We start from the raw sequence: 20,560 nt of genomic DNA, 5'->3' as shown, positions 1-20,560 counted from the left end.
GGCCGTTTCCTGGAGGGCCATCAGCCCGCTACGGCGAGTGGCAGGCCACGGCGCAGCGTAACGGATCAGTGTGTATGTGATACGGCGGAGCCGATCGTGTGGACGCGGAGGGCGTTGGTGGAGCCGGGGGTGCCGGGAGGGGAGCCGGCCACGATGACGACCTTGTCGCCCTTCTCCAGTTGCCCCAGGGCCAGCAGCGACGCCTCGACCTGCCGCACCATGTCATCCGTGTGATGCACGAACGGCACGTGGAACGTCTCCACCCCCCATGTCAGCGACAACTGCCCGCGCACGTGCGGCGCGGACGTGAACGCCATCAGCGGGATCGGCGAGCGGTAGCGGGCCAGACGGCGCGCCGTCTCCCCCGACATCGTGAACGCGATCAGCGCCTTGGCCCCCACGATGGCCCCCACCTCGGCCGCCGCCCGCGCGATCGCGCCGCCGGTGGTCTCGGGCAGGCGCCCCAGCGTGTGCGTGGCCTGCAGGGAGGACTTCTCGGCCGCGCAGGCGATGCGGTCCATCGTGGACACGGCCTCGATCGGGTAGTTGCCGACGGAGGTCTCGCCCGACAGCATGACGGCGTCGGCGCCGTCCATGACCGCGTAGGCCACGTCGGAGGTCTCGGCCCGGGTGGGACGCGGGGAGTTCATCATGGAGTCGAGCATCTGGGTGGCGACGATGACCGGGCGGGCCTTCTCGCGGCACAGCTCGATGATGCGCCGCTGCACGATCGGTACGTCCTCCAGCGGCAGCTCCACGCCCAGGTCGCCGCGGGCGACCATGATGCCGTCGAAGGCCTCGACGATCTCGGGCAGGCGGTCGACGGCCTGCGGCTTCTCGATCTTGGCGAGCAGCGGCAGGCGCACGGCCTCCTGCTCCATGATGTTGCGCACCACGTCGGCGTCGGACGGACGGCGCACGAACGACAGAGCGATCATGTCGAAGCCGGTGCGCAGCGCCCAGCGCAGGTCGGCCTCGTCCTTGTCGGTCAGCGCGGGGGCGCTGACGTTGACGCCCGGCAGGTTGAGGCCCTTGTTGTCGGAGATCATGCCGCCGATGACGACGCGGGTGATGACGCGGTCGGCCTCGACGCGGTTGACCTCCAGGACGAGGCGGCCGTCGTCGACCAGGATCGTGTCGCCGGCCCGGACGTCGTTGGGCAGGCCCTTGTAGGTGGTCGAGACCTGCTCGCGGTCGCCCGGCACGTCCTCGGCGGTGATCGCGAACACGTCGCCGAACCCCAGCCGGACCGGGCCCTCCTCGAACGTGCCGACCCGGATCTTGGGACCTTGCAGGTCAGCGAGCACGCCTACGCCGCGGCCGAGGTCGGCCGCCACCTCCCTGACCCGGTCATAGACCTCTCTGTGCATGTCATGATTGCCATGGCTGAGGTTGAACCGTGCCACGTCCATGCCGGCGGCGATCAGCTCGCGCAGGCGTTCCTTGGAGGATGTGGCGGGGCCTAGAGTGCAGACGATTTTCGCACGACGAGTCACGAGTCCTACCTTAATTGGTACAGACCACTTGGCAGTCATTGACGACGGAGAACGTACCCGACGTAGGAGAACAGTACGAGAACGGCGACCCCCAGACGCGCCAAGTTCGTGTACTCCTCCGGGTAGATCACGCCCTCGATGTAGTGGTCGATGAAGCCGCTGGGCGGCAGTCCCTCCATGCCCGCATATCGGCGGCCCCAGTCCTCGGCGAGGGTCAGCGGGCACTCGACACCGGTGACGATCGAGAAGATGCCCCAGCCGACGACGGGAAGGTGGGCCCAGATCGTCCGCCGCCAGCGCCACGCGACGAACCCGCCCAGGGCCAGGTAGAGGAGAAATGTGAAATGCGCCACCATCGCCGCGTCGGCGAGGAGGCGATACATCATGGTTCGAAGGTAGCCGCCTTCCAGGCGTCCACAATGCCGTGGCCGTAGAAACCGTTGCGGGACGGCTCGCCCTCGCAGACGTGGACCGCGTCCCCGCCGGCCACGTGGTAGGCGAACTGGCGGGGCGACGGGCAGCCCTTGGGGGTGGCCGTCTTGTAGAGCAGGTCCTCGACGGTGGCCGGAGCGAGGTCGAGGCCGCCCTTGCCGGGCTTGCCGAAACGGCTGATGAGGAGGGCGGCGACGCCGGTGGCGTGCGGCGCGGCCATGGAGGTGCCGTCCAGGTACTGGTAGTAGGAGCAGGAGCCGCCGGTGCAGTCCTTGACCACGTCCGGGCCCCTGGGGTTGCCCCTGGCGTCTATGCGGCCCGCGGCACGCAGTACGCGCTCCGGGGCGGCGGCCAGGATCGACCTGGTGGCCTTGGAGCCCTTGCCGTCGAGCACGTCACCGCCGGGAGCGGCGAGGTCGGCCTGCTCGACGCCGTAGTCGCTGTAGACGGCCTTGCGCCCGGAGGGGCCGACGGCCGCGACGGAGATGACGCCCTGCGACTCGGCGGGGACGTTGAGGCAGTGGTTGTCGACCGAGCGCTCCTTCTCGCTGCCCTGCGGGTAGCCGGGGCTCTGCTGGTCGACCTTGGGGTGGCCGAGGTCGGTGGAGCCGTTGCCGAGGGCGGTGATGAGGGTGACGTCGCGCTGGCGGGCGTAGTCGAGGGCCCGCTGCATGCCGGTGATGATGGCCCGCTGTTCGAGCCGCTCCTTCTTGTCGTCGGCCTTGTTGTCGGCGCAGTTGAACAGCCAGGGGTCGACGAAGTAGCTCATGTTCACCACGTCCACGCCGATGTCGGCGGCGTAGGTGAGGGCGTCGAGGCTGGGCTTGAGGAAGAAGAAGCCGGAGTCCTGGCCTGCCCTGATGTTCACGATCTGTACGCCGGGCGCGACGCCCGCGATGCCGACGCCGTTGATCGGGGAGGCGATGGTGCTGGCCACGTGCGTGCCGTGGCCGTCGTCGTCCTCGTCCACGGGGTCCTTGCAGAGCGCCGCCTCGCAGGGGCCGTCGAGTTCGTCGCCGAACTCGTCCCTGGGCTTGTCGGTGACGAAGTTGCGGCTGAGCTCCCGGTTGAAGTTGGGGGCGATGTCGGGGTGCTTGCCGTCGATCCCGGTGTCGATGACGCCGACCAGGACCTGCCGGGAGCCGGGCACCTTCGCGTGCGCGCGGTCGGCGCCGATCATGCGCATGTCCCACTGACGCCCGGCGAGCGGCTCGCCGGAGCTCTTGGTGAACGACCGCGCGTCGGGGAACGCCGCCGTCCGCGGGGCCATGGCGCTGGTACGGCGGTCGGCACCGGCACCGCGGTCAGCTTCGGCACCGGCACCGGCACCGCGGTCGGCGTCGATACCGGCGTCGGCGCGGTGGTCCGCGGAGGTCGCGGAGGTCGCGGAGCCGGAACGGCGGGCGGCGGGGGGCCTGGCCGAGCTGGGGGGCGCGGCCGGGGTGGGCGGCGCGTGGCCGATCTCGCGGTCCTGGGAGACCCCGACGATGGCCTGGCCCGGGTCCAGGCGGTCGATGAAGGAGGCGCCCGCGTTCGCCATCAGGTAGCCGAGCCGGGCGTCCTCGCCCGCCGGGGTGCCGCCGGCCTGTTCGACGGCCCGCAGGGCGTCGCCGTGGTGACCGTTCGCGTAGAAGACCAGGTATTCGCCCTGCTGGGCGGCGGCGGGCTTCCGGACCGAGGCCGTGGCCCTGGGTTCGGACGCGCTCTCCGGTGTGCAGGCACCGAGCGCGCCGAGAACGGCGAGCGCTGTCAAGGCAGAGGCGACCCGCCGCATGTTTCCCCCTCCACCGACCTACCGCAGAACTTGCATCTTCCCGACAGTAAACACGTGATGCAACTTAGTAGTGAAATTTCGGTCGATGACCGGGTGAAGCGGACCTTAGTTCCGGCGTGATCCAACGGCCAGACGGCCCCGCCAGAGGCCGGTCACCGGCGTGCCGAAGCCCGTCGCCGGGGCCGCACACCGCCGCCGGAGGGCTGTCAGTGGCGGGGCTCGATGGTGACGCCGCCCAGGATGACCTGGCGGGGCATCGGGCGGGCCAGGAAGTCGTGCGGGAAGCCCAGCTCGATCCCGCTCGCCTCGGCCAGCACGGCCCGCTGCTCATCGCTGAACCGCAGGTCCAGGGCCCCCAGATTGTCCTCTAGCTGCCTCAGGGTCCGCGCGCCCACGATGGGGGCCGTCACGCCGGGGTTGAGCGTCGTCCAGGCCAGCGCGACCTGCGACGGCGTCGTCCGCGACCGCTGACCCGGCCCCGGAAGGCGCCGGGTCAGCGGCGCCGACCTCACACGAGCGGCCGCGCGGTCGGCAGGATCGGGTACGGCAGCGCCGTCTCCCCGGTCAGGAACCGGTCCACGCCCGAGGCGGCGGCCCGCCCCTCGGCGATGGCCCACACGATGAGCGACTGCCCGCGCCCCATGTCACCGGCCACGAAGACGCCCTCCACCTTGGACATGAACGTCTTGTCACGGGCGACGTTGCCCCGGGCGTCGTAGAAGCCGTCTCCGGCGACCTCGGCCAGGTCCTGCAGCAGGTCGCCCTTCTCCGGGCCGAGGAAGCCCATCGACAGGGTGACCAGCTCGGCCGGGATCTCCCGCTCGGTGCCCGGAACAGGCTTGAAGCCGCTCTGCGGCCCCTCCACCTCGACCAGCCGCAGCGCCCGCACGTTGCCGTCGGCGTCGCCCACGAACTCCGTGGTGGAGACCGCGTAGATCCGGTCTCCCCCGCCGTCGGCGAGCTCCTCGTGCGCGCTCTCCATCTTGAACAGCATGGGGTAGGTCGGCCACGGCTGGCTGCCGGGCCTGGACTCGGGCGGCCGCGGCATGATCTCAAGCTGGGTGACGGACAGCGCGCCCTGCCGGATCGCCGTGCCGATGCAGTCGGCCCCGGTGTCACCGCCGCCGATCACCACCACGTGCCTGCCCTCGGCCGAGACGGGCGAGACGGCGAGGTCGCCCTCCTGGACCTTGTTGGACAATGGCAGGTATTCCATGGCCTGGTAGACGCCCTTGAGCTCGCGCCCGGGCACCGGCAGGTCCCGCCACTGGGTGGCGCCGCCGGCCAGCACCACGGCGTCGAACTGCGTGCGCAGCTCGGCAGCGGTGATGTCGACGCCGACGTTCACGCCGGTGCGGAACTCGGTGCCCTCGGCCCGCATCTGCGCCAGGCGGCGTTCGATGTGGCGCTTCTCCATCTTGAACTCGGGGATGCCGTAGCGCAGCAGGCCGCCGATCCGGTCGGCCCGCTCGTACACCACCACGTCGTGCCCGGCCCTGGTGAGCTGCTGGGCGGCGGCCAGGCCGGCGGGACCCGAGCCGATGATCGCCACCCGCTTGCCGGTCCTGGCGGCCGGGGGCTGCGGGGTGACCCAGCCCTCGGCGAACGCCCGGTCGATGATCTCGACCTCGACCCGCTTGATCGCCACCGGGTCGGAGTTGATGCCGAGCACGCACGCCGCCTCGCACGGAGCCGGGCAGAGCCGGCCGGTGAACTCCGGGAAGTTGTTCGTGGCGTGCAGCCGCTCGATCGCCTCCCGCCAGTCGTGGCGGAAGACGAGGTCGTTCCACTCGGGGATGAGGTTGCCCAGCGGGCAGCCGTTGTGGCAGAACGGGATGCCGCAGTCCATGCAGCGGGCGGCCTGCTTGGTCAGCTTCTCCGGCGCGAAGTCCTGGTAGACCTCGCGCCAGTCGCTGATGCGGACGTCCACGGGGCGGCGCGCGGGCAGCTCCCGGTCATGCGTGAGAAAACCCTTGGGGTCAGCCATCGGTGTACGCCTCCCTTAGCTCCGAACGTGCTCTGACCTGAACAGCCCGCCGTCACGGCGTGGCTCGTCACGGCGGGTCATGACTGCACCGCGGCGGCCATGACCGCCTCGTCGACGTCCCTGCCCTCGATGCGGGCGGCCTCGGCGGCCGCCAGCACCCTCTTGTAGTCCGTCGGCATGATCTTGCCGAACCTGCCGACCGCCGCGTCCCACCCGGCCAGCAGCTGCTTGGCGACCGGCGAGCCGGTCTCCGCGAAGTGCTTCTCGACCGTCTCCTTGAGGAACTCGGTGTCCTCCTCGGTGAGCGGCTCGATGGCGACCATCCCGCGGTTGACCCGCTCGGGCTTGACATCCAGCAGGTACGCGATGCCGCCCGACATGCCGGCCGCGAAGTTGCGCCCGGTGGGCCCGAGGACGACGGCCCGGCCGCCGGTCATGTACTCGCAGCCGTGGTCGCCCACCCCCTCGACGACCGCCGTGGCGCCGGAGTTGCGCACGCAGAACCGCTCGCCGACGACACCGCGGATGAACACCTCGCCGGAGGTGGCGCCGTACAGGGCGACGTTTCCGGAGATGATGTGGCCGTCGAGCGGGGCCTCGTCGTGCGGCCGGACGGTGATCCGCCCGCCGGACAGGCCCTTGCCGAGATAGTCGTTGGCGTCGCCGGTCAGCCTCAGCGTGATCCCGCGCGGCACGAACGCGCCGAACGAGTTGCCCGCCGAGCCGGTGAACCCGATGTCGATGGTGTTGTCGGGCAGGCCCTCGCCACCGTACCGCTTGGTGACCTGGTAGCCGAGCATGGTGCCGACCGTACGGTTGACGTTGCGGATGGGCAGCTCCAGCGTGACCGGGGTGCCCTCCTTGATCGCGCCCTCGGCGAGCTGGATCAGCGTGTTGTCCAGCGCGTGCTGGAGCCCGTGGTCCTGCTCGACGATGCGGTGCATCGCCGTGCCCGCGGGCAGCTCCGGCCGGTGCAGGATCGGCGACAGGTTGAGCCCGCTGGCCTTCCAGTGGTCCTCGGCCGCCGTCGTGTCGAGCATCTCGACGTGCCCGATCGCCTCGTCGAGCGAGCGGAAGCCCAGCTCGGCCAGGTATTCGCGGATCTCCTCGGCGACGAACTCGAAGAAGTTGACCACGAACTCCGGCTTGCCGGTGAACCGCTTGCGCAGCTCGGGGTTCTGCGTGGCCACGCCCACGGGGCAGGTGTCGAGGTGGCAGACCCGCATCATGACGCAGCCGCTGACCACGAGGGGCGCGGTGGCGAAGCCGAACTCCTCGGCGCCGAGCAGCGCGGCGATGACCACGTCACGGCCGGTCTTGAGCTGGCCGTCGACCTGGACGACGATGCGGTCGCGCAGTCCGTTCAGCAGCAGGGTCTGCTGGGTCTCGGCCAGGCCGAGCTCCCACGGCGCGCCCGCGTGCTTGAGACTCGTCAGAGGTGACGCGCCGGTGCCGCCGTCGTGCCCGGAGATGAGCACCACGTCGGCGTGCGCCTTCGACACGCCCGCGGCGACCGTGCCGACGCCGACCTCGGCGACCAGCTTCACGTGGACCCTGGACTCCGGGTTGGAGTTCTTCAGGTCGTGGATGAGCTGGGCCAGGTCCTCGATCGAGTAGATGTCGTGGTGCGGCGGCGGCGAGATGAGACCGACGCCGGGCGTGGAGTGCCGGGTCTTGGCGATCCACGGGTAGACCTTGTGGCCGGGGAGCTGGCCGCCCTCGCCGGGCTTGGCGCCCTGGGCCATCTTGATCTGCAGGTCGGCGGCGTTCACCAGGTATTCGGAGGTGACGCCGAACCGGCCGGAGGCGACCTGCTTGATGGCGCTGCGCCGCACCGGGTCGTACAGGCGCTCGGGGTCCTCGCCGCCCTCGCCGGTGTTGGACTTGCCGCCGAGCCGGTTCATCGCGATGGCGAGCGTCTCGTGCGCCTCCATCGAGATCGAGCCGTACGACATCGCGCCGGTGGAGAAGCGCTTGACGATGTTCTCGACGGGCTCGACTTCCTCGATCGGGACGGGGTCGCCCTTGCGCAGCTTGAACAGGCCGCGCAGGGTCATCAGCCGCTCCGCCTGGGAGTCGACGAGCCGCGTGTACTCCTTGTAGATCTCGTAGCGGCGGGTCCTGGTGGCGTGCTGCAGCTTGAAGACCGTGTCGGGGTTGAACAGGTGCGGCTCGCCCTCGCGCCGCCACTGGTACTCGCCGCCGACCTGGAGCCTGCGGTGGGCGTTCTCCACCCGCGGGTAGGCGTGCCGGTGGCGCTGCTCGACCTCCTTGGCCAGCACGTCGAACCCGACGCCGCCGAGGCGCGAGGTGGTGCCGGTGAAGCAGGCGTCGATGACCTCCGCGCCCAGGCCGAGCGCCTCGAAGATCTGCGCGCCGGTGTAGGAGGCCACGGTGGACACGCCCATCTTGGACATGACCTTGATGACGCCCTTGCCGTACGCCTTGATCAGGTTGCGCACGGCCTTGCGCTTGTCGAGCTGCAGGGCACCGGTGTCGACCAGGTCCTCGACGGTCTCGATGGCGAGGTAGGGGTTGATCGCGGCGGCGCCGTAGCCGATCAGCAGCGCCATGTGGTGGCACTCGCGGGCCTCGGCGGTCTCGATGACCAGGCCGATCTTGGTCCGGGTCTTCTCCTGGATCAGGTGGTGGTGCACGGCGCCGGTGAGCAGCAGCGACGGGATCGGGGCCAGCGCGTCGGAGGAGCCGCGGTCGGTCAGCACGATGATCCGGGCGCCGTCGGCGATCGCCCTGGACGCCTCCGCCCTGATCTCCTCCAGCCGGTGCAGCAGGGCCTCGCCGCCGCCCGCGACCTCGTACAGGCCGCTGATGACGTACGGGTGGAACCCGGGCAGGTCGTGCTCGTCGTTGATGTGGATGATCTTGGCGAGCTCGTCATTGTCGATCACCGGGTACGGCAGCACGAGCTGGCGGCACGACGACGGCCCCGGGTCGAGCAGGTTGCCCTCCGGCCCGATGGTGCTGGCCAGCGAGGTGACCAGCTCCTCCCGGATGGCGTCCAGCGGCGGGTTCGTGACCTGCGCGAAGAGCTGCGTGAAGTAGTCGAACAGCAGTCGCGGCCGCTCGCTCAGCACGGCGACGGGGGTGTCGGTGCCCATGGAGCCGATCGGCTCGGCACCGGTCCTGGCCATCGGCGACAGGATGACGCGCAGCTCCTCCTCGGTGTAGCCGAAGGTCTGCTGCCGCTTGACGAGCGCCTCGTGGGTGGGGATCTCGCGCTGCCGGGCGGGCAGCTCCTCGAACCTGACGAGTCCGGCGTGCAGCCAGTCGGCGTACGGGAGCTCGGCGGCGAGCTCGGCCTTGATCTCGTCGTCCTCGATGATCTTGCCGCGGGCGGTGTCGATGAGGAACATCCGGCCCGGCTGCAGGCGGCCCTTCCTGACCACGTCCTCGGGCTTGAAGTCGAGGACACCCGCCTCGGAGGCCAGCACGACCAGGCCGTCGGCGGTCACCCAGAACCGTCCCGGGCGCAGCCCGTTGCGGTCGAGCACGGCGCCGGCGAGCGTGCCGTCGGTGAACGTGATCGACGCCGGGCCGTCCCAGGCCTCCATCAGCGTGGAGTGGAACTCGTAGAAGGCCCGGCGGGCCGGGTCCATCTCGGTGTGGTTCTCCCACGCCTCCGGGATCATCATCAGGACGGCGTGGGGGAGGCTCCGGCCGCCGATGTGGAGCAGCTCGAGGGCCTCGTCGAAGCTGGCGGTGTCGCTGCCCTCCGGGTCACAGATGGGGAAAAGTCGTGAAATATCGCCCGGAATGTGGGCGGACTTCAGCATCGCCTCGCGAGCCCGCATCCAGTTGCGGTTGCCCTTGACCGTGTTGATCTCGCCGTTGTGGGCGATGAAGCGGTAGGGGTGGGCCAGCGGCCAGCTCGGGAAGGTGTTGGTGGAGAAGCGCGAGTGCACCAGCGCGATCGCGGTCTCGTAGCGCTCGTCGCTCAGGTCGGGGAAGAACGGCTCGACCTGGTCGGGGGTGAGCATGCCCTTGTAGACGATCGTGCGCGCGGACAGCGAGGGGAAATACACGTCCGCCTCGTGCTCGGCCCGCTTGCGCAGGCAGAACGCCAGCCGGTCGAGCTCCATCCCCTCCGCGCCGTCCTGACCGGCCACGAAGAGCTGGGCGAAGTGCGGCATGACGGCGCGGGCGCTCGGTCCGGGAAGCGTTCGGTCGACGGGCAGCTCCCGCCAGCCGAGCACGGTCAGGCCCTCCTCGGCCGCGATCTCCTCGATCAGGCCGGTGGCGATGCCCCTGGCCTGCTCGTCGAAGGGCAGGAAGGCGATGCCGGTGGCGTACCGGCCGTTGCCGGGGAGCGCGAACGGCACGTTCGCGCGATAGAACTCATCGGGGATCTGCGTCAGGATCCCGGCGCCGTCACCGGTGTCCGGCTCGCTACCCTTGGCCCCCCGATGATCAAGGTTGTTCAGCGCCGTCAGCGCCTTGACCACGATCCCATGCCCGCGACGCCCCGCGACGTCGGCAACCATGGCGACACCGCAGGCATCGTGCTCGTTGGCGGGGTGGTACAGGCCCTGAGGCTCGGGGAACCCGAGGTGGGCAGCAGGCATTGAATCCCTCCCGTCGTCTTTCGTCTGTCTGAACTGCACTACAGGCGGGGACGACGTTGGCCCTGCTGCATACCGTGGGTAGAGGTTACCGCACCCTGCCGGAATGGTGCCCGCCACGTCCGCATTGCGAACATTCGACCCGACACCGACATCCGAACTCGCTATCCCAAACCCCCAGGTAGCCCTTCAAAATTCCCAGATTTCACCAACGATATGCGCCACCGTAAGCGATTCCCCTGCCCGATCCCTCACCCCACCGCCTCCCCCACCCCCGGAATCGCTCCCTACCCCACCCACCGACCAATCCCGCCGACCCCTCCTCTGCCCCTCTCCCACTGCCCCGGCTTCCCCACGGACCATCCCCATCCCCTCACACCCCCCGAGCCCACCACCCCCCAGTCCTCCGGATCCCCAACCGCACCGCCCCGGTCGTCATTGATCCCATCCCCACCACCCCCGTGCGTCACGGGTCCCTAGCCGCACGGCAGGCGCCGTCGGTGATCTGGACGCACTGGCTGCCGGGGGGCGGTCGAAGCGCCAGGCCGGAAGGGGTCTGGGCGATCGATAAGGTTGCCCCCATGGACCGTGACGGGGTAGAACGGCTGCTGGGCGAGGCCGGGACGGACAGCAGGCGGCTCAGGCACGCCCTGACTCTCCTCTGCGACGGCCAATGGTGGACCCTGGCGAGCGTCATCAGGGAGACCGCCACCTCCAGGCGCACCATCGAGGCCCTGCTCCGCGAGCTCCCCCTGGAGCGCGCCGGAGACACGTTCCGAGTGCCTCTGACCGACACCGCCGCCTACCAGGACCTCCTGGCCCTGGCCCCGCCCCCGGAAGACCCGGTCGCCCACCTGCTCCCCCACTACCGGCAAGCACTCGACCGCCTGACCACCCTCATCGCCGAGGCCCCCCGGCCCCGCCACGTCCTCGACCACGTCTCGGCCACACCCGAGACGGTCCTCAGGCGGGCGTTGCTGCTCGGCACCCGCTTCTGGCTCCCCGGCGCCCGGCTCCTGTGCGTCGGCGACCACGACCTGACCTCGCTGGCGGTCAAGCTGATCCATCCCGAGACCGACGTCACGGTGGTCGACATCGACGAGCGCATCCTCGCCTACATCGACGCCCAGCGGCTCGGCGTCCGCACCCGCTGGGCCGACCTGCGGCTCGGCCTCCCCCCGTCGGCGAAGGGCCACGACCTGGCGCTCACCGACCCGCCGTACACACCGGAGGGCACGGGCCTGTTCGTCGCACGCGCCGTGGAGGGCCTGCGGGAGGACGGCCGGGTGTTGCTCGCGTACGGAGCCAGCGAACGCACGCCCATGCTGGCCTTCAAGGTCCAGCAGGCACTGTCGGATCTCAACCTCACCTACGAGGCCATATATCCCGACTTCAACCGATACTTTGGCGCAGAGGCCATCGGCTCCGCCGCCGACCTGTACATCCTCCGCCCCACCACCAAGTCCCGCCCGGCCGTCGCGTCCCGGCTGAGCCGCCAGACCACCGCGATCTACACCCAGGGCCCCCAGTCAGTCGAAACCACCGAACCCACACCCCCGCAACCCACCGGCCCGCCGGCCGACTTCGCCCCGGACCTCCTGGTCGGCGACTGGCCGAAGGATCTCACTCAGCCCCGGGTCAAACTCTCCACCTGGCTCGCCAAACCGTACGCCGCCTCCCCGGAAAACGTCGCCGTGGCCCTCCCCCCGGCCCTGGCGGCCGCCCTCCCCCGGCTCCTTCTGGCCACCCGCGCCACCCGCGTACGCATCCTCGGCCCCGACCTCCCGCCCCCACCCGACGTGCTGTCCACCGTCTACGACCTGACCACCACCGACGGGACGCTCGACGCCGTGCGCCTCCCGCAGCCCGAAGGCGAGGCCGCCTCGGTGCTGCGCAGGATCCTGGACAACGGGCACGCCAAGCTGGCCAACACCTGGCGCGAGGCCCTCATCGCGATCGCCCGCGCCCAGGGCTCAACCCTGACCAAGAACGAGGCCCGCATCCTCATCCGGGAGGCCGCCCCCTGGTCGGATGACCTGACCCCTCTGGAGGCCCCTCTCCACCTCCTGTCCGCCCTCCCCCAAGCGGTCTCCACCACGGTCTCAGCCCTGACCACAACCACCTGACCCACCCTCCTCATCACAGCCCAGGCGCGACAGATGATGAGGACGAAGCCCGGCGAGGCGCCAGTAAGGGCGGATCCGAAGAGGGCTGAGGCCCATTCGCGGCGAAGCGACCAGATCAGACAAGGCCGAGGGCTAGGTCAGATGGCGGCGATGATGCGGCTCTGGACCACGCGCCCGAGACCATCCAGCTTGACCAGGGCGTTGATCAGATCCTGCGCGGAAGCGGACCCACCGGCCCAGCTCACCGTCACGTAATGCCCCATCGCCCGCGCCTGAGCACGACTCCCGGCGGCCTCGAACGCCACGTCCTGCCGTACGAACCCGTCCTCGCCCAGCGCCTTCACCAGTGCGTCGGCGGCACGCCCGTCGCTCAGGTTGAAGATGACGAACTGCCCCGCCATCCCACCCCCCTTGTACGTGGCCTGCAACGCCTGCGTGCACCCTTCAGCCGAGGCGCCCCAGAGCACTTCGTCGCAGTCGGTGAACTGCTGCTTGCCCTCCAACCGCATGGCGCCCACCGTCTGGACGGCCGAGGTGAAGACCTCTTGGAGGGTCAGCGGGGCCGAGTCCTTCTGCCGGGAGTCGATGGGCGCGTAGAAGGCGGAGGTGGGCTCGGCGCGGAAGACACCAGGGCGAGGCTTCTCCCGACTCAGCCACAACCACCCGGCGGCGATGATCACGACAACGACGATCACAACGGGGATGACCACACGACGGGACATCACGAGACCGGCTCCCCCACCGCAGCCCCTCGACCGCCCCAGACCCAAGCACCCCACCCAGCCACCAACACGACAAGCCCCCCGAACCCCAACCCACCACCGCGACCGAACACCGACCCAGCGACCCGCCCGGGCGCCAGCCCACCAACCCGACCGAGCACCACCCCAACGGCCCGATCAACACCAGCCGACCCACCCGCCCGAACACCGGCACGGCAGCCCGGTCCGGCGGCAACACCATCGTCATCACCCAACCCCACACCGGCACCGGCGCAGTACCTCGCGAACCCTCCAGAAGGGCGGTTGTTCCGGTTGCGGGCATCGAAAAGACCGGTGTTCGGGTTGGCCGCATCAGGAGGTCGGTCCCGTGATCGAGACGACGCGGCGGTAGACGGCCTTCTCGGCCCCGCGCAGCGCCAGGGTGAGCGAGACGAAGTCGTCCTTGGCGGTGGGCTCCGAGCCGTCCACCTTGCCGAGCCAGACCAGGCCGACGTAGTGGCCGAGGGCGTAGCCGCCGGCCTCGGAGTGACCGCCCGCGGGGAATACGGCCTTGGGCGAGGACAGGGGGTTGGCCCATCCTCCTCGGTAAATAGCCTTCAATGACTCGACCAGTTCAGTGGCTGACTGGCCGTCCTTGAGATTGAGTAGCGTGTACTGGCCGACGTAACGGCCGTCGGAGCTGGCATAGAGGCCGCGGGCGGCCTGGGAGCAACCGGCGTCGGCCACCTGTTCGAGAAGGGCCGCACCCCGCAGCGCCGTCGAGCAGTCGGAGTCGAGTTGCTTGGCGACCAGTTTGAGCTTGAGTTTCTTGGCAACCGGCAGCTCGCTCTCACCGAACACCTCCTTCTCGGTCAGCGCCCGCTTGTCCTTGGCCCGATCCGCGATGGGGTCGAACAGCTTGGGCGAAGCCCACCCGTGGAAGACCTCGGGCACTGTGGTGTCGGGGCCCAGTATGGCGGCGCTGGCCTGCTGTTCGGGTGAGTAGCCGGCGATGGAGTTGATCGCCACGAACAGGCCGACCATCCCGGCCAGCGCGCCCACGACCGTGGCGGCGATGACCAGCAGCTTCTGCTGCTCCGGCCGCATCCCCATGCCCGTGAGCAGGGGGAACTGCCAATCCGATGGTGGAGTACGGCGCCGCTTCCGGGTCACCCCCGCCGACCGGCCACCACCATCCGCGCCACCGGCGGAATGACCCTCGCCCGCCCGCTCGGCCGCCCCGTCATCGACGCTCCCAGCGGCCCAATCGCCACCGGCCTTCCCATCTGCCCAATCCCCACCGGCGCCTCCACCGGGCCAACCGCCTCCGGCGTTCCCACCGGCCAGACCTCCACCGACGGTCCCATGAGCCCGACGACCACCGGCTTTCCTGGCGACCCGGCCTCCACCCGAATCGCCCGCCGCCGAACCGCCCCCCGCGTGGCTGCCCCTCGGACGGCCATCCGCGTGGCCGCCCCTCGGACCGCCACTCGCATGGCTGCCTCTCGAACCGCCACCCGCCGCCCAGCCGCCACTCGAAGGACTCTCCGCCGGACCACCACCCGCCGGCCAACCACCGCTCGAAGGACTCTCCGCCGGACCACCACCCGCCGGCCAACCACCGCTCGAAGGACTCTCCGCCGGACCACCACCCGCCGGCCAACCACCGCTCGACGTATTCGCCGATCGGCCACGCCTGCCGCGGCCCGCTGACCGGGCTCCGCTCTCGTTGGGCACCGGGCGACCACCACCCTGCCCGCCCGCGGCGGCACCGTCAGTCCCGCCCGCCGCAGGCCAACCAGCACTGTCAGTGCCGGACGCGGACCGCCGCCCGTCAGCACCAGCAGCAGGCCAACCAGCAGCATCAGTACCAGAAGCAGACCGCCGGTCACCACCGGTGCCAAACGCGGGCCGGCCGCCGCCATCCGTGCCCGGGGTCGGGTGACTGTCGCGGGGGGAGCCCTGGCCGTCCGGGTTGCCGCCGCCGGACCGGCCGCCCCGGGATCCGGGCGCCGCTCTTCTGCGGGCCATCACAGCCCAGCCACCCCGATCATGTTGCCGACGCCGAAGGTGACCCCGGCGGCCACCGCCCCGACCAGGAACTGGCGCAGCCCCGAATACCACCAGCTACGCGCCGTGATAGCGGACACCGCCGCACCCGCCGCGAACAGCGCCACGCACGACACCACCGCAGACACCATCAGATCCTCGGCCCCCAGCAGGTACGGCAGCAACGGCAACAACGCCCCCACGCTGAACGACAGGAACGACGACACCGCGGCCACCATCGGCGAGGGCAGCTCACCGGGAGTGATCCCGAGCTCGGCCCGGGTGTGCACGTCCAGCGCCCGCTCGGGGTGCTGGGAGATCTGCCGGGCCACCTCGTCGGCCAGCTCCGGCGTCACGCCCTGGTCGACGAAGCTCTGCGCCAGCTCCGCCCGCTCGTCGTCGGGATGCCGGGCCAGCTCGCGCCGTTCGACGTCGATCTCGGCCTGGGCCAGCTCGCGCTGGCTGGCCACCGAGACGTATTCGCCGCCCGCCATGGACAGCGCCCCGGCGGCGAGCCCGGCGACACCACCGAGGGCGATGACCCTGGTGTTGGCGGTGCCGCCAGCGACACCCGCGATGAGCGCGAAGTTCGACACCAGGCCGTCCATCGCGCCGAACACCGAGGGCCGCAGCCAGCCTCCGGTGACATCGCGATGCTGGTGGTGGCTCTCCGCGCGGCTGCTCATCGGGAGTTCTTCTCCTTCGTGACGGCGTCGACGTCGGGAGCCGCGGCCTCCGCGCGACCCTCCTCCCCCTCAGGGCCCTCCTCTGCCGTCCCAGGGGAACGACCGGCACCCTTGGAAAGGTCCTCGGACGTGCCGCTCAGGCCGTCCGCGGCCTTGGGACCGTCCTCGGCCGTGACTGCGGAACCGCCCTCAGCCCTGGGACCGTCCTCGGCCTTGGGAGCGTCCTCAGCGGGCCCTGCGATCTCCGGGTCCCCGTCCTGGGCGGGCTCGTCCGCGGTGCCCGGGCCCGGGCCACCCTGCTCCGGGCCACCCTTCTCCGGGCTACCCTGCTGCGGGCCGCTCTCGTCCGTGCCGTCGCCGTCCGGCGTGTCCCCGGCCTCCGGTTCGTCGCCCCGTTTGCCGGGAGTGCCCCCTTCGGGGGTCTCGCCCGTGTCCTCGTCCCGCCGCTCGGCATCCCCGCCGTCCGCCTGCCCGGCCGCATGCGCCGGATCCGCGTCCGCGGCCGTCGCCGGCAGCACGACCTCCTCCGAGTCCTTGTTCCTGGTCGCCCACAGATAGACCAGCGCCCCCGCGAACAGCACGAGCGACGTCCACTGGTTGATCCGCAGCCCCAGGAAGATCACCGCATGGTCCACGCCGCCCACCGGGTCGATGCGCAGCCCCTCGATCCAGAAGCGGCCGAGGGTGTAACCGGCGACGTAGAGGGCGAACAATCGCCCGTGCCGCAGCGCGAAGCGCCTGCCCGCGAAGATGAGCACGAAGCCGAGCGCCACGTCCCACAGCGACTCGTACAGGAACGTCGGGTGGTAGAGCACGCCGGGCTCTCCCCCGTGGTCCACGTCGATCTCCAGGCCCCACGGCAGCGTGGTCGGCCCGCCGTAGAGCTCCTGGTTGAACCAGTTGCCCCAGCGGCCGATGGCCTGTGCGAAGGCGATGCCGGGCGCGACCGTATCGGCGATGGCGGTCATGGACAGGCCACGCCCGCGCGCGGCCCACCAGACACCGACGCCGCCGAGCGCGACGGCACCCCAGATGCCGAGGCCGCCCTCCCAGATGAACAACGCCTGGTAGGGCTCCTTGACGGCGCGGCTGCCGAAGTAGGTCTGCCAGTCGGTGATGACGTGGTAGAGACGACCGCCGATGAGGCCGAAGATCACCGCGGGGACCGCGATGTCAATGATCGTCCCCTTCTGGCCACCGCGGGCGCGCCAGCGGCGCTCGCTCAGCCAGACGGCGACGATGACGCCGAGCACGATGCATAGCGCATAAGCCCGGATCGGGATGATTCCGAGATACCAGACCCCCTGGGAAGGGCTGGGAATCGAGGCAAGGGGCATGTCAGGTGAGGGTAGCGGAACCGAGCCTACTTAGCCGCCTCCGTAATCGCATCGCGAAGTTGCTGCGGGCTGAAGAGAGCCTGATTGTCTATCTCTGTGCCGTTCAGCTTCACCGTCGGCGTAGCCTGGATCTTCTGCGCGGCCAGAACCTTCTGACTGTACGAGAGCTGCGCCTGGGCGTTCTTCCCCGAGGTGACGCACTGCTCGAAGCCCGGCGCGGTCACGCCGGCCTGCTTGCCCCACTCCACGAGCTGGTTGGGCTGGAAGCCCGGCGACGTCTCGGACGGCTGGTTCTTGAACAGGAGATCGTGGAAGGCCAGCCACTGCTTGCCGTCCGCGATGCACCGGGCGGCGCCCCCCGCCCGCACGGAGTTCGACTTCGTCGGCTCCTGCGAGAAGATCGTGATGGGGTGGTAGACCACCTTGGCCTTGCCCTCGGCGGCGATGTTCTTGAAGGTCTGGCCGCTGACCCGCTCCAACTCCTTGCAGGCCGGGCACTGGAAGTCCTCGTAGATGTCGACGACGGGCTGCGTGACCCCCTGCTTGGCCATCACCACGCTGCCGTCGGACTGCACGGAGACGGGCGCGATCGCGCCGGCGGCCTCCTCCGAACGCGAGGTGCTGACCGCGTACCACCAGCCGCCCCCGACCGCGGCGACGGCGACGGCGCCCGCCGTCGCGTAGGTCGCCACGCGCTTGCGCCGGTCCCGCATCCGGGCGGCGGCCTGCTGTTCCTTGATCTTCTCGCGCGCGGACTTGGTCTGCGTGCGCTGGCCCTTGCTCATGAGTCGTCCTCCCCCTTAACTCCGCTGTCGCCCCCCAGGCCGAGGGCACCGTCGAGCGCGAAGCGGCCCGGCGGGACACGCACAATCCAGGCGCCCAGCAGCACGAGGCCGAAGTCGCGCAGGATGTCGAGCGCGTACGCCGGCTCCTGCCCCACCCCCAACTGGCCACCGCCGCCGAAGCACCCGCAGTCGATCCGCAGCCCGTGCGCCCATGCCCAGCCGATGCCGAACACGAACCCGAACATGAGCAGCCCCGCGATCACTGCGGCCACCCTGGTCATCAGGCCGACGACCAGCAGCACGCCGACGACGATCTCCAGGATCGGCAGGGCGTAGCCCACCGTGACGGCGATCGACTCGGGCAGCAACTGGTAAGCCTTGACCGCCACGACGGAGTCGGCCGGGTTGCCGATCTTGAGCGCGCCGGCCGCGATCAGCACTCCGCCCAGCACCAGCCGGGCGACGGTCGACACCCAGGGTATCGCCCATCGTACGTTACGTGACGGCAGTGCCGCGTCCATGGTCATCTCCCCTGTCTCCGCGCTCCGATGCGCACAGTACCGGGATCCCATCCGACCATGCCGGAGATAAGCATCAGCTAAGCCCAATTTCTACCCGCTGACCTGCGCTGTTGCCTAATTTACTTGGATGAGTTAAAAATTACTCATGCCAGTAAGACGGGAAGACTCCCTCACGACCTCCGTCAGAAGGGCACAGATCGTGACCGCCACCATCGCGACCATCGCCGAGCTCGGTTTCCACCAGGCCTCCTTCGCCCGGATCGCCGAGCGCGCCGGGCTCAGCAGCACGCGCCTGATCTCGTACCACTTCGACGGCAAGGACGATCTGATCGGCCAGGTGATGAGCACCATCTACGGGGACCTGGCGGCCTTCATGGGCGAGCGGGTGGGCGCGCAGAGCACCCCACGCGCCGCGCTGGACGCCTACATCCGCTCCCTGGTGGAGTACATGGGCGCGCACCGTGGCGAGATGCGCGCCGCCACCGAGATCTTCCTGAACTTCCAGCCCGAGGGCGGCACCACGGCGCGGGAGGCGGCCGTCGATGTCTCGTCGTTCTCCCACCTGGAGCGCCTGCTGTCCTGGGGGCAGGAGGCCGGCGAGTTCGGCGAGTTCGACGTCCGGGTGGTGGCGATGGCGATCCAGCGCTCGCTGGACGGCCTGCCGTTCCTGCTGGAGGGCGACCCGGAGGCCGACCTGGCCACCTACGCGGACGAGCTGGCGGCGCTGTTCAGCCGGGCGATCCGGGCATGAGCGCGCGTCTGCGGGGGCTGCTCACCCTCCTGGTGGACATCGGCATCCCGATCGCCATCTACTACCTCTTACGCGCCGTCGGCGTCGAGTTCCACACGGCGCTGCTGGTCTGCTCGGTCGTCCCGGGCATCAGCGTCGTCTCCGACCTCGTACGCCGCCGCAGGCCCGACCGCCTGGGCATGTACATGACCACGATGATGCTGGCCAGCGCCGTGGTGTCGCTGCTCATCCACGACACCAGGTTCCTGCTGGCCAAGGACGGCTGGTTCATGGGCGTGGCGGGCCTGTGGTTCCTGGCCGGCGCGCGCGGGGACAGGCCGCTGGCGTTCGTGTTCACCCGGTTCCTGCTGGAAGGGCGGGTCGGGCCGAACCGGGAGTCGTGGGACGTGCTGTGGGAGCGGTTGCCCGCCTTCCGACGGATCTGGCGGGTGGTGACCGTCATGTACGGCATCGGTGAGCTGGTGGACGCCGCCGTGCGGGTCGTGATCGCCTACACCCTGCCGGTGGACGCCGTGCCGGGGATCAACGCCGCCCAGTATGTGGTCTGGCTGGTGCTGATGCAGGTCGCCATCAACATCTACCTGGTGCCCACCGGCCTCTTCAACCGCTACTCCAAGCTGTACGCCCCTCTCCGGCAACCCCAGCCCGGCCAGCCGGAACCCAGCGGCACGTGACCCGCCGCGGCTCAGCCGCACCTGAACCGGGCCTCGCCCCAGTCCGCGTGGTCGTTGCCGTTGCCGTCACCCCCGTCGTCCACCACGAGGTCCACGTAGCGGGCCGCCGACAGCTCGGCCCCCAGCTCGTACGCCGGATCGCCGGGCTCCAGCACCGGGCTGCGGGTCCGCTCGACGCCGTCGGCCACCACGCCGAACCGCACCGATCCCCGCGACGCCTGCACGTCGTCAACCCCGACGAAGGCCGTGAACGCCGTACACCGCCCGCCAAGGTAATAACGCACTTTGGCGGGCGCGTGCGTGCCAAGCCCCTTGGCGAACGTCCGCCCGCCGATGACGATCGGCCCGCCGTCGGCGGGGCCGATGTCGCCGTTGGATCGGTCGCGCTCGACCGGCCCCCACCCGTTGCCGGCGCTCACCCACTCCAGGTCGCCGGCGAAGGCGTCGGCCGCGGGCGGTGGCGGGAGCGTCCGCACGCTCGCGCTCGCGGTCAGCGACCTGGCGACGTCGCCGACCGTCTCGGACGCATTGGGGTCCTAATGAGTGTTGGGAGTAAGCCATCCGGCAGACTCCGTAGTGGGTAGTGGCTGCCGGCAGGTGAGCACTTTCGGCTCCTGGACATCGAGTCCTGACGAAAGACCGTGCCCCTGCCGGGTGGTCG

General features: G+C 70.3%; 16 protein-coding genes. 3 read left to right on the top strand and 13 right to left on the bottom strand.

Annotated elements, in window-relative coordinates:
* Positions 1-65 precede the first annotated feature (65 nt).
* From pyk to gltB, 6 genes are all read right to left on the bottom strand, one after another.
* Positions 66-1,496, bottom strand: a complete 1,431-nt coding sequence (gene pyk, locus ABGB18_RS00080) for a pyruvate kinase (protein ID WP_347693164.1) — start codon at positions 1,494-1,496, stop codon at positions 66-68.
* 35 nt (positions 1,497-1,531) lie between these two features.
* Positions 1,532-1,882, bottom strand: a complete 351-nt coding sequence (locus tag ABGB18_RS00075) for a DUF2784 domain-containing protein (protein ID WP_347693163.1) — start codon at positions 1,880-1,882, stop codon at positions 1,532-1,534.
* Entirely contained in the window at positions 1,879-3,702 is a 1,824-nt protein-coding gene (locus ABGB18_RS00070) for a S8 family serine peptidase (protein ID WP_347693162.1), read from the bottom strand. Before ABGB18_RS00070 ends, ABGB18_RS00075 begins: the two co-directional genes overlap by 4 nt.
* Positions 3,703-3,908: 206 nt before the next feature.
* A complete protein-coding gene (locus ABGB18_RS00065) occupies positions 3,909-4,214 on the bottom strand; it encodes an aldo/keto reductase (protein WP_347693161.1) in 306 nt (101 codons plus the stop codon).
* Positions 4,211-5,689 carry a glutamate synthase subunit beta gene (locus tag ABGB18_RS00060; RefSeq protein WP_347693160.1) on the bottom strand — a complete coding sequence of 493 codons (1,479 nt, stop codon included), beginning with the start codon at positions 5,687-5,689 and terminating at the stop codon, positions 4,211-4,213. Before ABGB18_RS00060 ends, ABGB18_RS00065 begins: the two co-directional genes overlap by 4 nt.
* A 77-nt stretch (positions 5,690-5,766) precedes the next feature.
* Positions 5,767-10,272, bottom strand: coding sequence for a glutamate synthase large subunit (gltB, locus tag ABGB18_RS00055; RefSeq protein ID WP_347693159.1), 4,506 nt, complete (start codon positions 10,270-10,272; stop codon positions 5,767-5,769).
* Positions 10,273-10,850: 578 nt separating this feature from the next.
* Here gltB and ABGB18_RS00050 point away from each other — a divergent pair.
* The gene (locus ABGB18_RS00050) at positions 10,851-12,395 is read left to right on the top strand and encodes a bis-aminopropyl spermidine synthase family protein (protein ID WP_347693158.1); all 1,545 of its coding nucleotides are present in this window, start codon (positions 10,851-10,853) and stop codon (positions 12,393-12,395) included.
* A 137-nt stretch (positions 12,396-12,532) separates the two neighbouring features.
* On the opposite strand, the gene ABGB18_RS00045 is transcribed toward ABGB18_RS00050, so the two are convergent.
* From ABGB18_RS00045 to ABGB18_RS00020, 6 genes are all read right to left on the bottom strand, one after another.
* Positions 12,533-13,117: a hypothetical protein gene (locus ABGB18_RS00045; protein WP_347693157.1), complete on the bottom strand. Its 585-nt coding sequence runs from the start codon at positions 13,115-13,117 to the stop codon at positions 12,533-12,535.
* Positions 13,118-13,468: 351 nt separating this feature from the next.
* A complete protein-coding gene (locus ABGB18_RS00040; RefSeq protein WP_347693156.1) occupies positions 13,469-14,209 on the bottom strand; it encodes a hypothetical protein in 741 nt (246 codons plus the stop codon).
* A gap of 917 nt (positions 14,210-15,126) precedes the next feature.
* Positions 15,127-15,831, bottom strand: coding sequence for a VIT1/CCC1 transporter family protein (locus tag ABGB18_RS00035; protein WP_347693155.1), 705 nt, complete (start codon positions 15,829-15,831; stop codon positions 15,127-15,129).
* Complete coding sequence (gene lgt, locus ABGB18_RS00030) at positions 15,828-17,168, bottom strand: prolipoprotein diacylglyceryl transferase (protein WP_347693154.1); 1,341 nt, start codon at positions 17,166-17,168, stop codon at positions 15,828-15,830. Before lgt ends, ABGB18_RS00035 begins: the two co-directional genes overlap by 4 nt.
* A gap of 26 nt (positions 17,169-17,194) precedes the next feature.
* Positions 17,195-17,953 carry a thioredoxin domain-containing protein gene (locus ABGB18_RS00025; RefSeq protein WP_347693153.1) on the bottom strand — a complete coding sequence of 253 codons (759 nt, stop codon included), beginning with the start codon at positions 17,951-17,953 and terminating at the stop codon, positions 17,195-17,197.
* Positions 17,950-18,474, bottom strand: a complete 525-nt coding sequence (locus tag ABGB18_RS00020; RefSeq protein ID WP_347693152.1) for a MauE/DoxX family redox-associated membrane protein — start codon at positions 18,472-18,474, stop codon at positions 17,950-17,952. Before ABGB18_RS00020 ends, ABGB18_RS00025 begins: the two co-directional genes overlap by 4 nt.
* A 199-nt stretch (positions 18,475-18,673) precedes the next feature.
* On the opposite strand from ABGB18_RS00020, the gene ABGB18_RS00015 reads away from it, so the two are divergent.
* The gene (locus ABGB18_RS00015; RefSeq protein ID WP_347693151.1) at positions 18,674-19,225 is read left to right on the top strand and encodes a TetR/AcrR family transcriptional regulator; all 552 of its coding nucleotides are present in this window, start codon (positions 18,674-18,676) and stop codon (positions 19,223-19,225) included.
* The gene (locus ABGB18_RS00010) at positions 19,222-19,899 is read left to right on the top strand and encodes a VC0807 family protein (protein WP_347693150.1); all 678 of its coding nucleotides are present in this window, start codon (positions 19,222-19,224) and stop codon (positions 19,897-19,899) included. Before ABGB18_RS00015 ends, ABGB18_RS00010 begins: the two co-directional genes overlap by 4 nt.
* Before the next feature lie 11 nt (positions 19,900-19,910).
* Here ABGB18_RS00010 and ABGB18_RS00005 read toward each other — a convergent pair whose 3' ends face one another.
* Positions 19,911-20,375: an NPCBM/NEW2 domain-containing protein gene (locus tag ABGB18_RS00005; protein WP_347693149.1), complete on the bottom strand. Its 465-nt coding sequence runs from the start codon at positions 20,373-20,375 to the stop codon at positions 19,911-19,913.
* Between the last annotated feature and the right edge of the window lie 185 nt (positions 20,376-20,560).

The organism is Nonomuraea sp. B12E4, from assembly GCF_039871825.1.
In the GTDB taxonomy this organism is placed as follows: domain Bacteria; phylum Actinomycetota; class Actinomycetes; order Streptosporangiales; family Streptosporangiaceae; genus Nonomuraea.
Note: the sequence above shows the minus strand (reverse complement) of the source record. Positions and strands in the feature narration are given on the sequence as shown.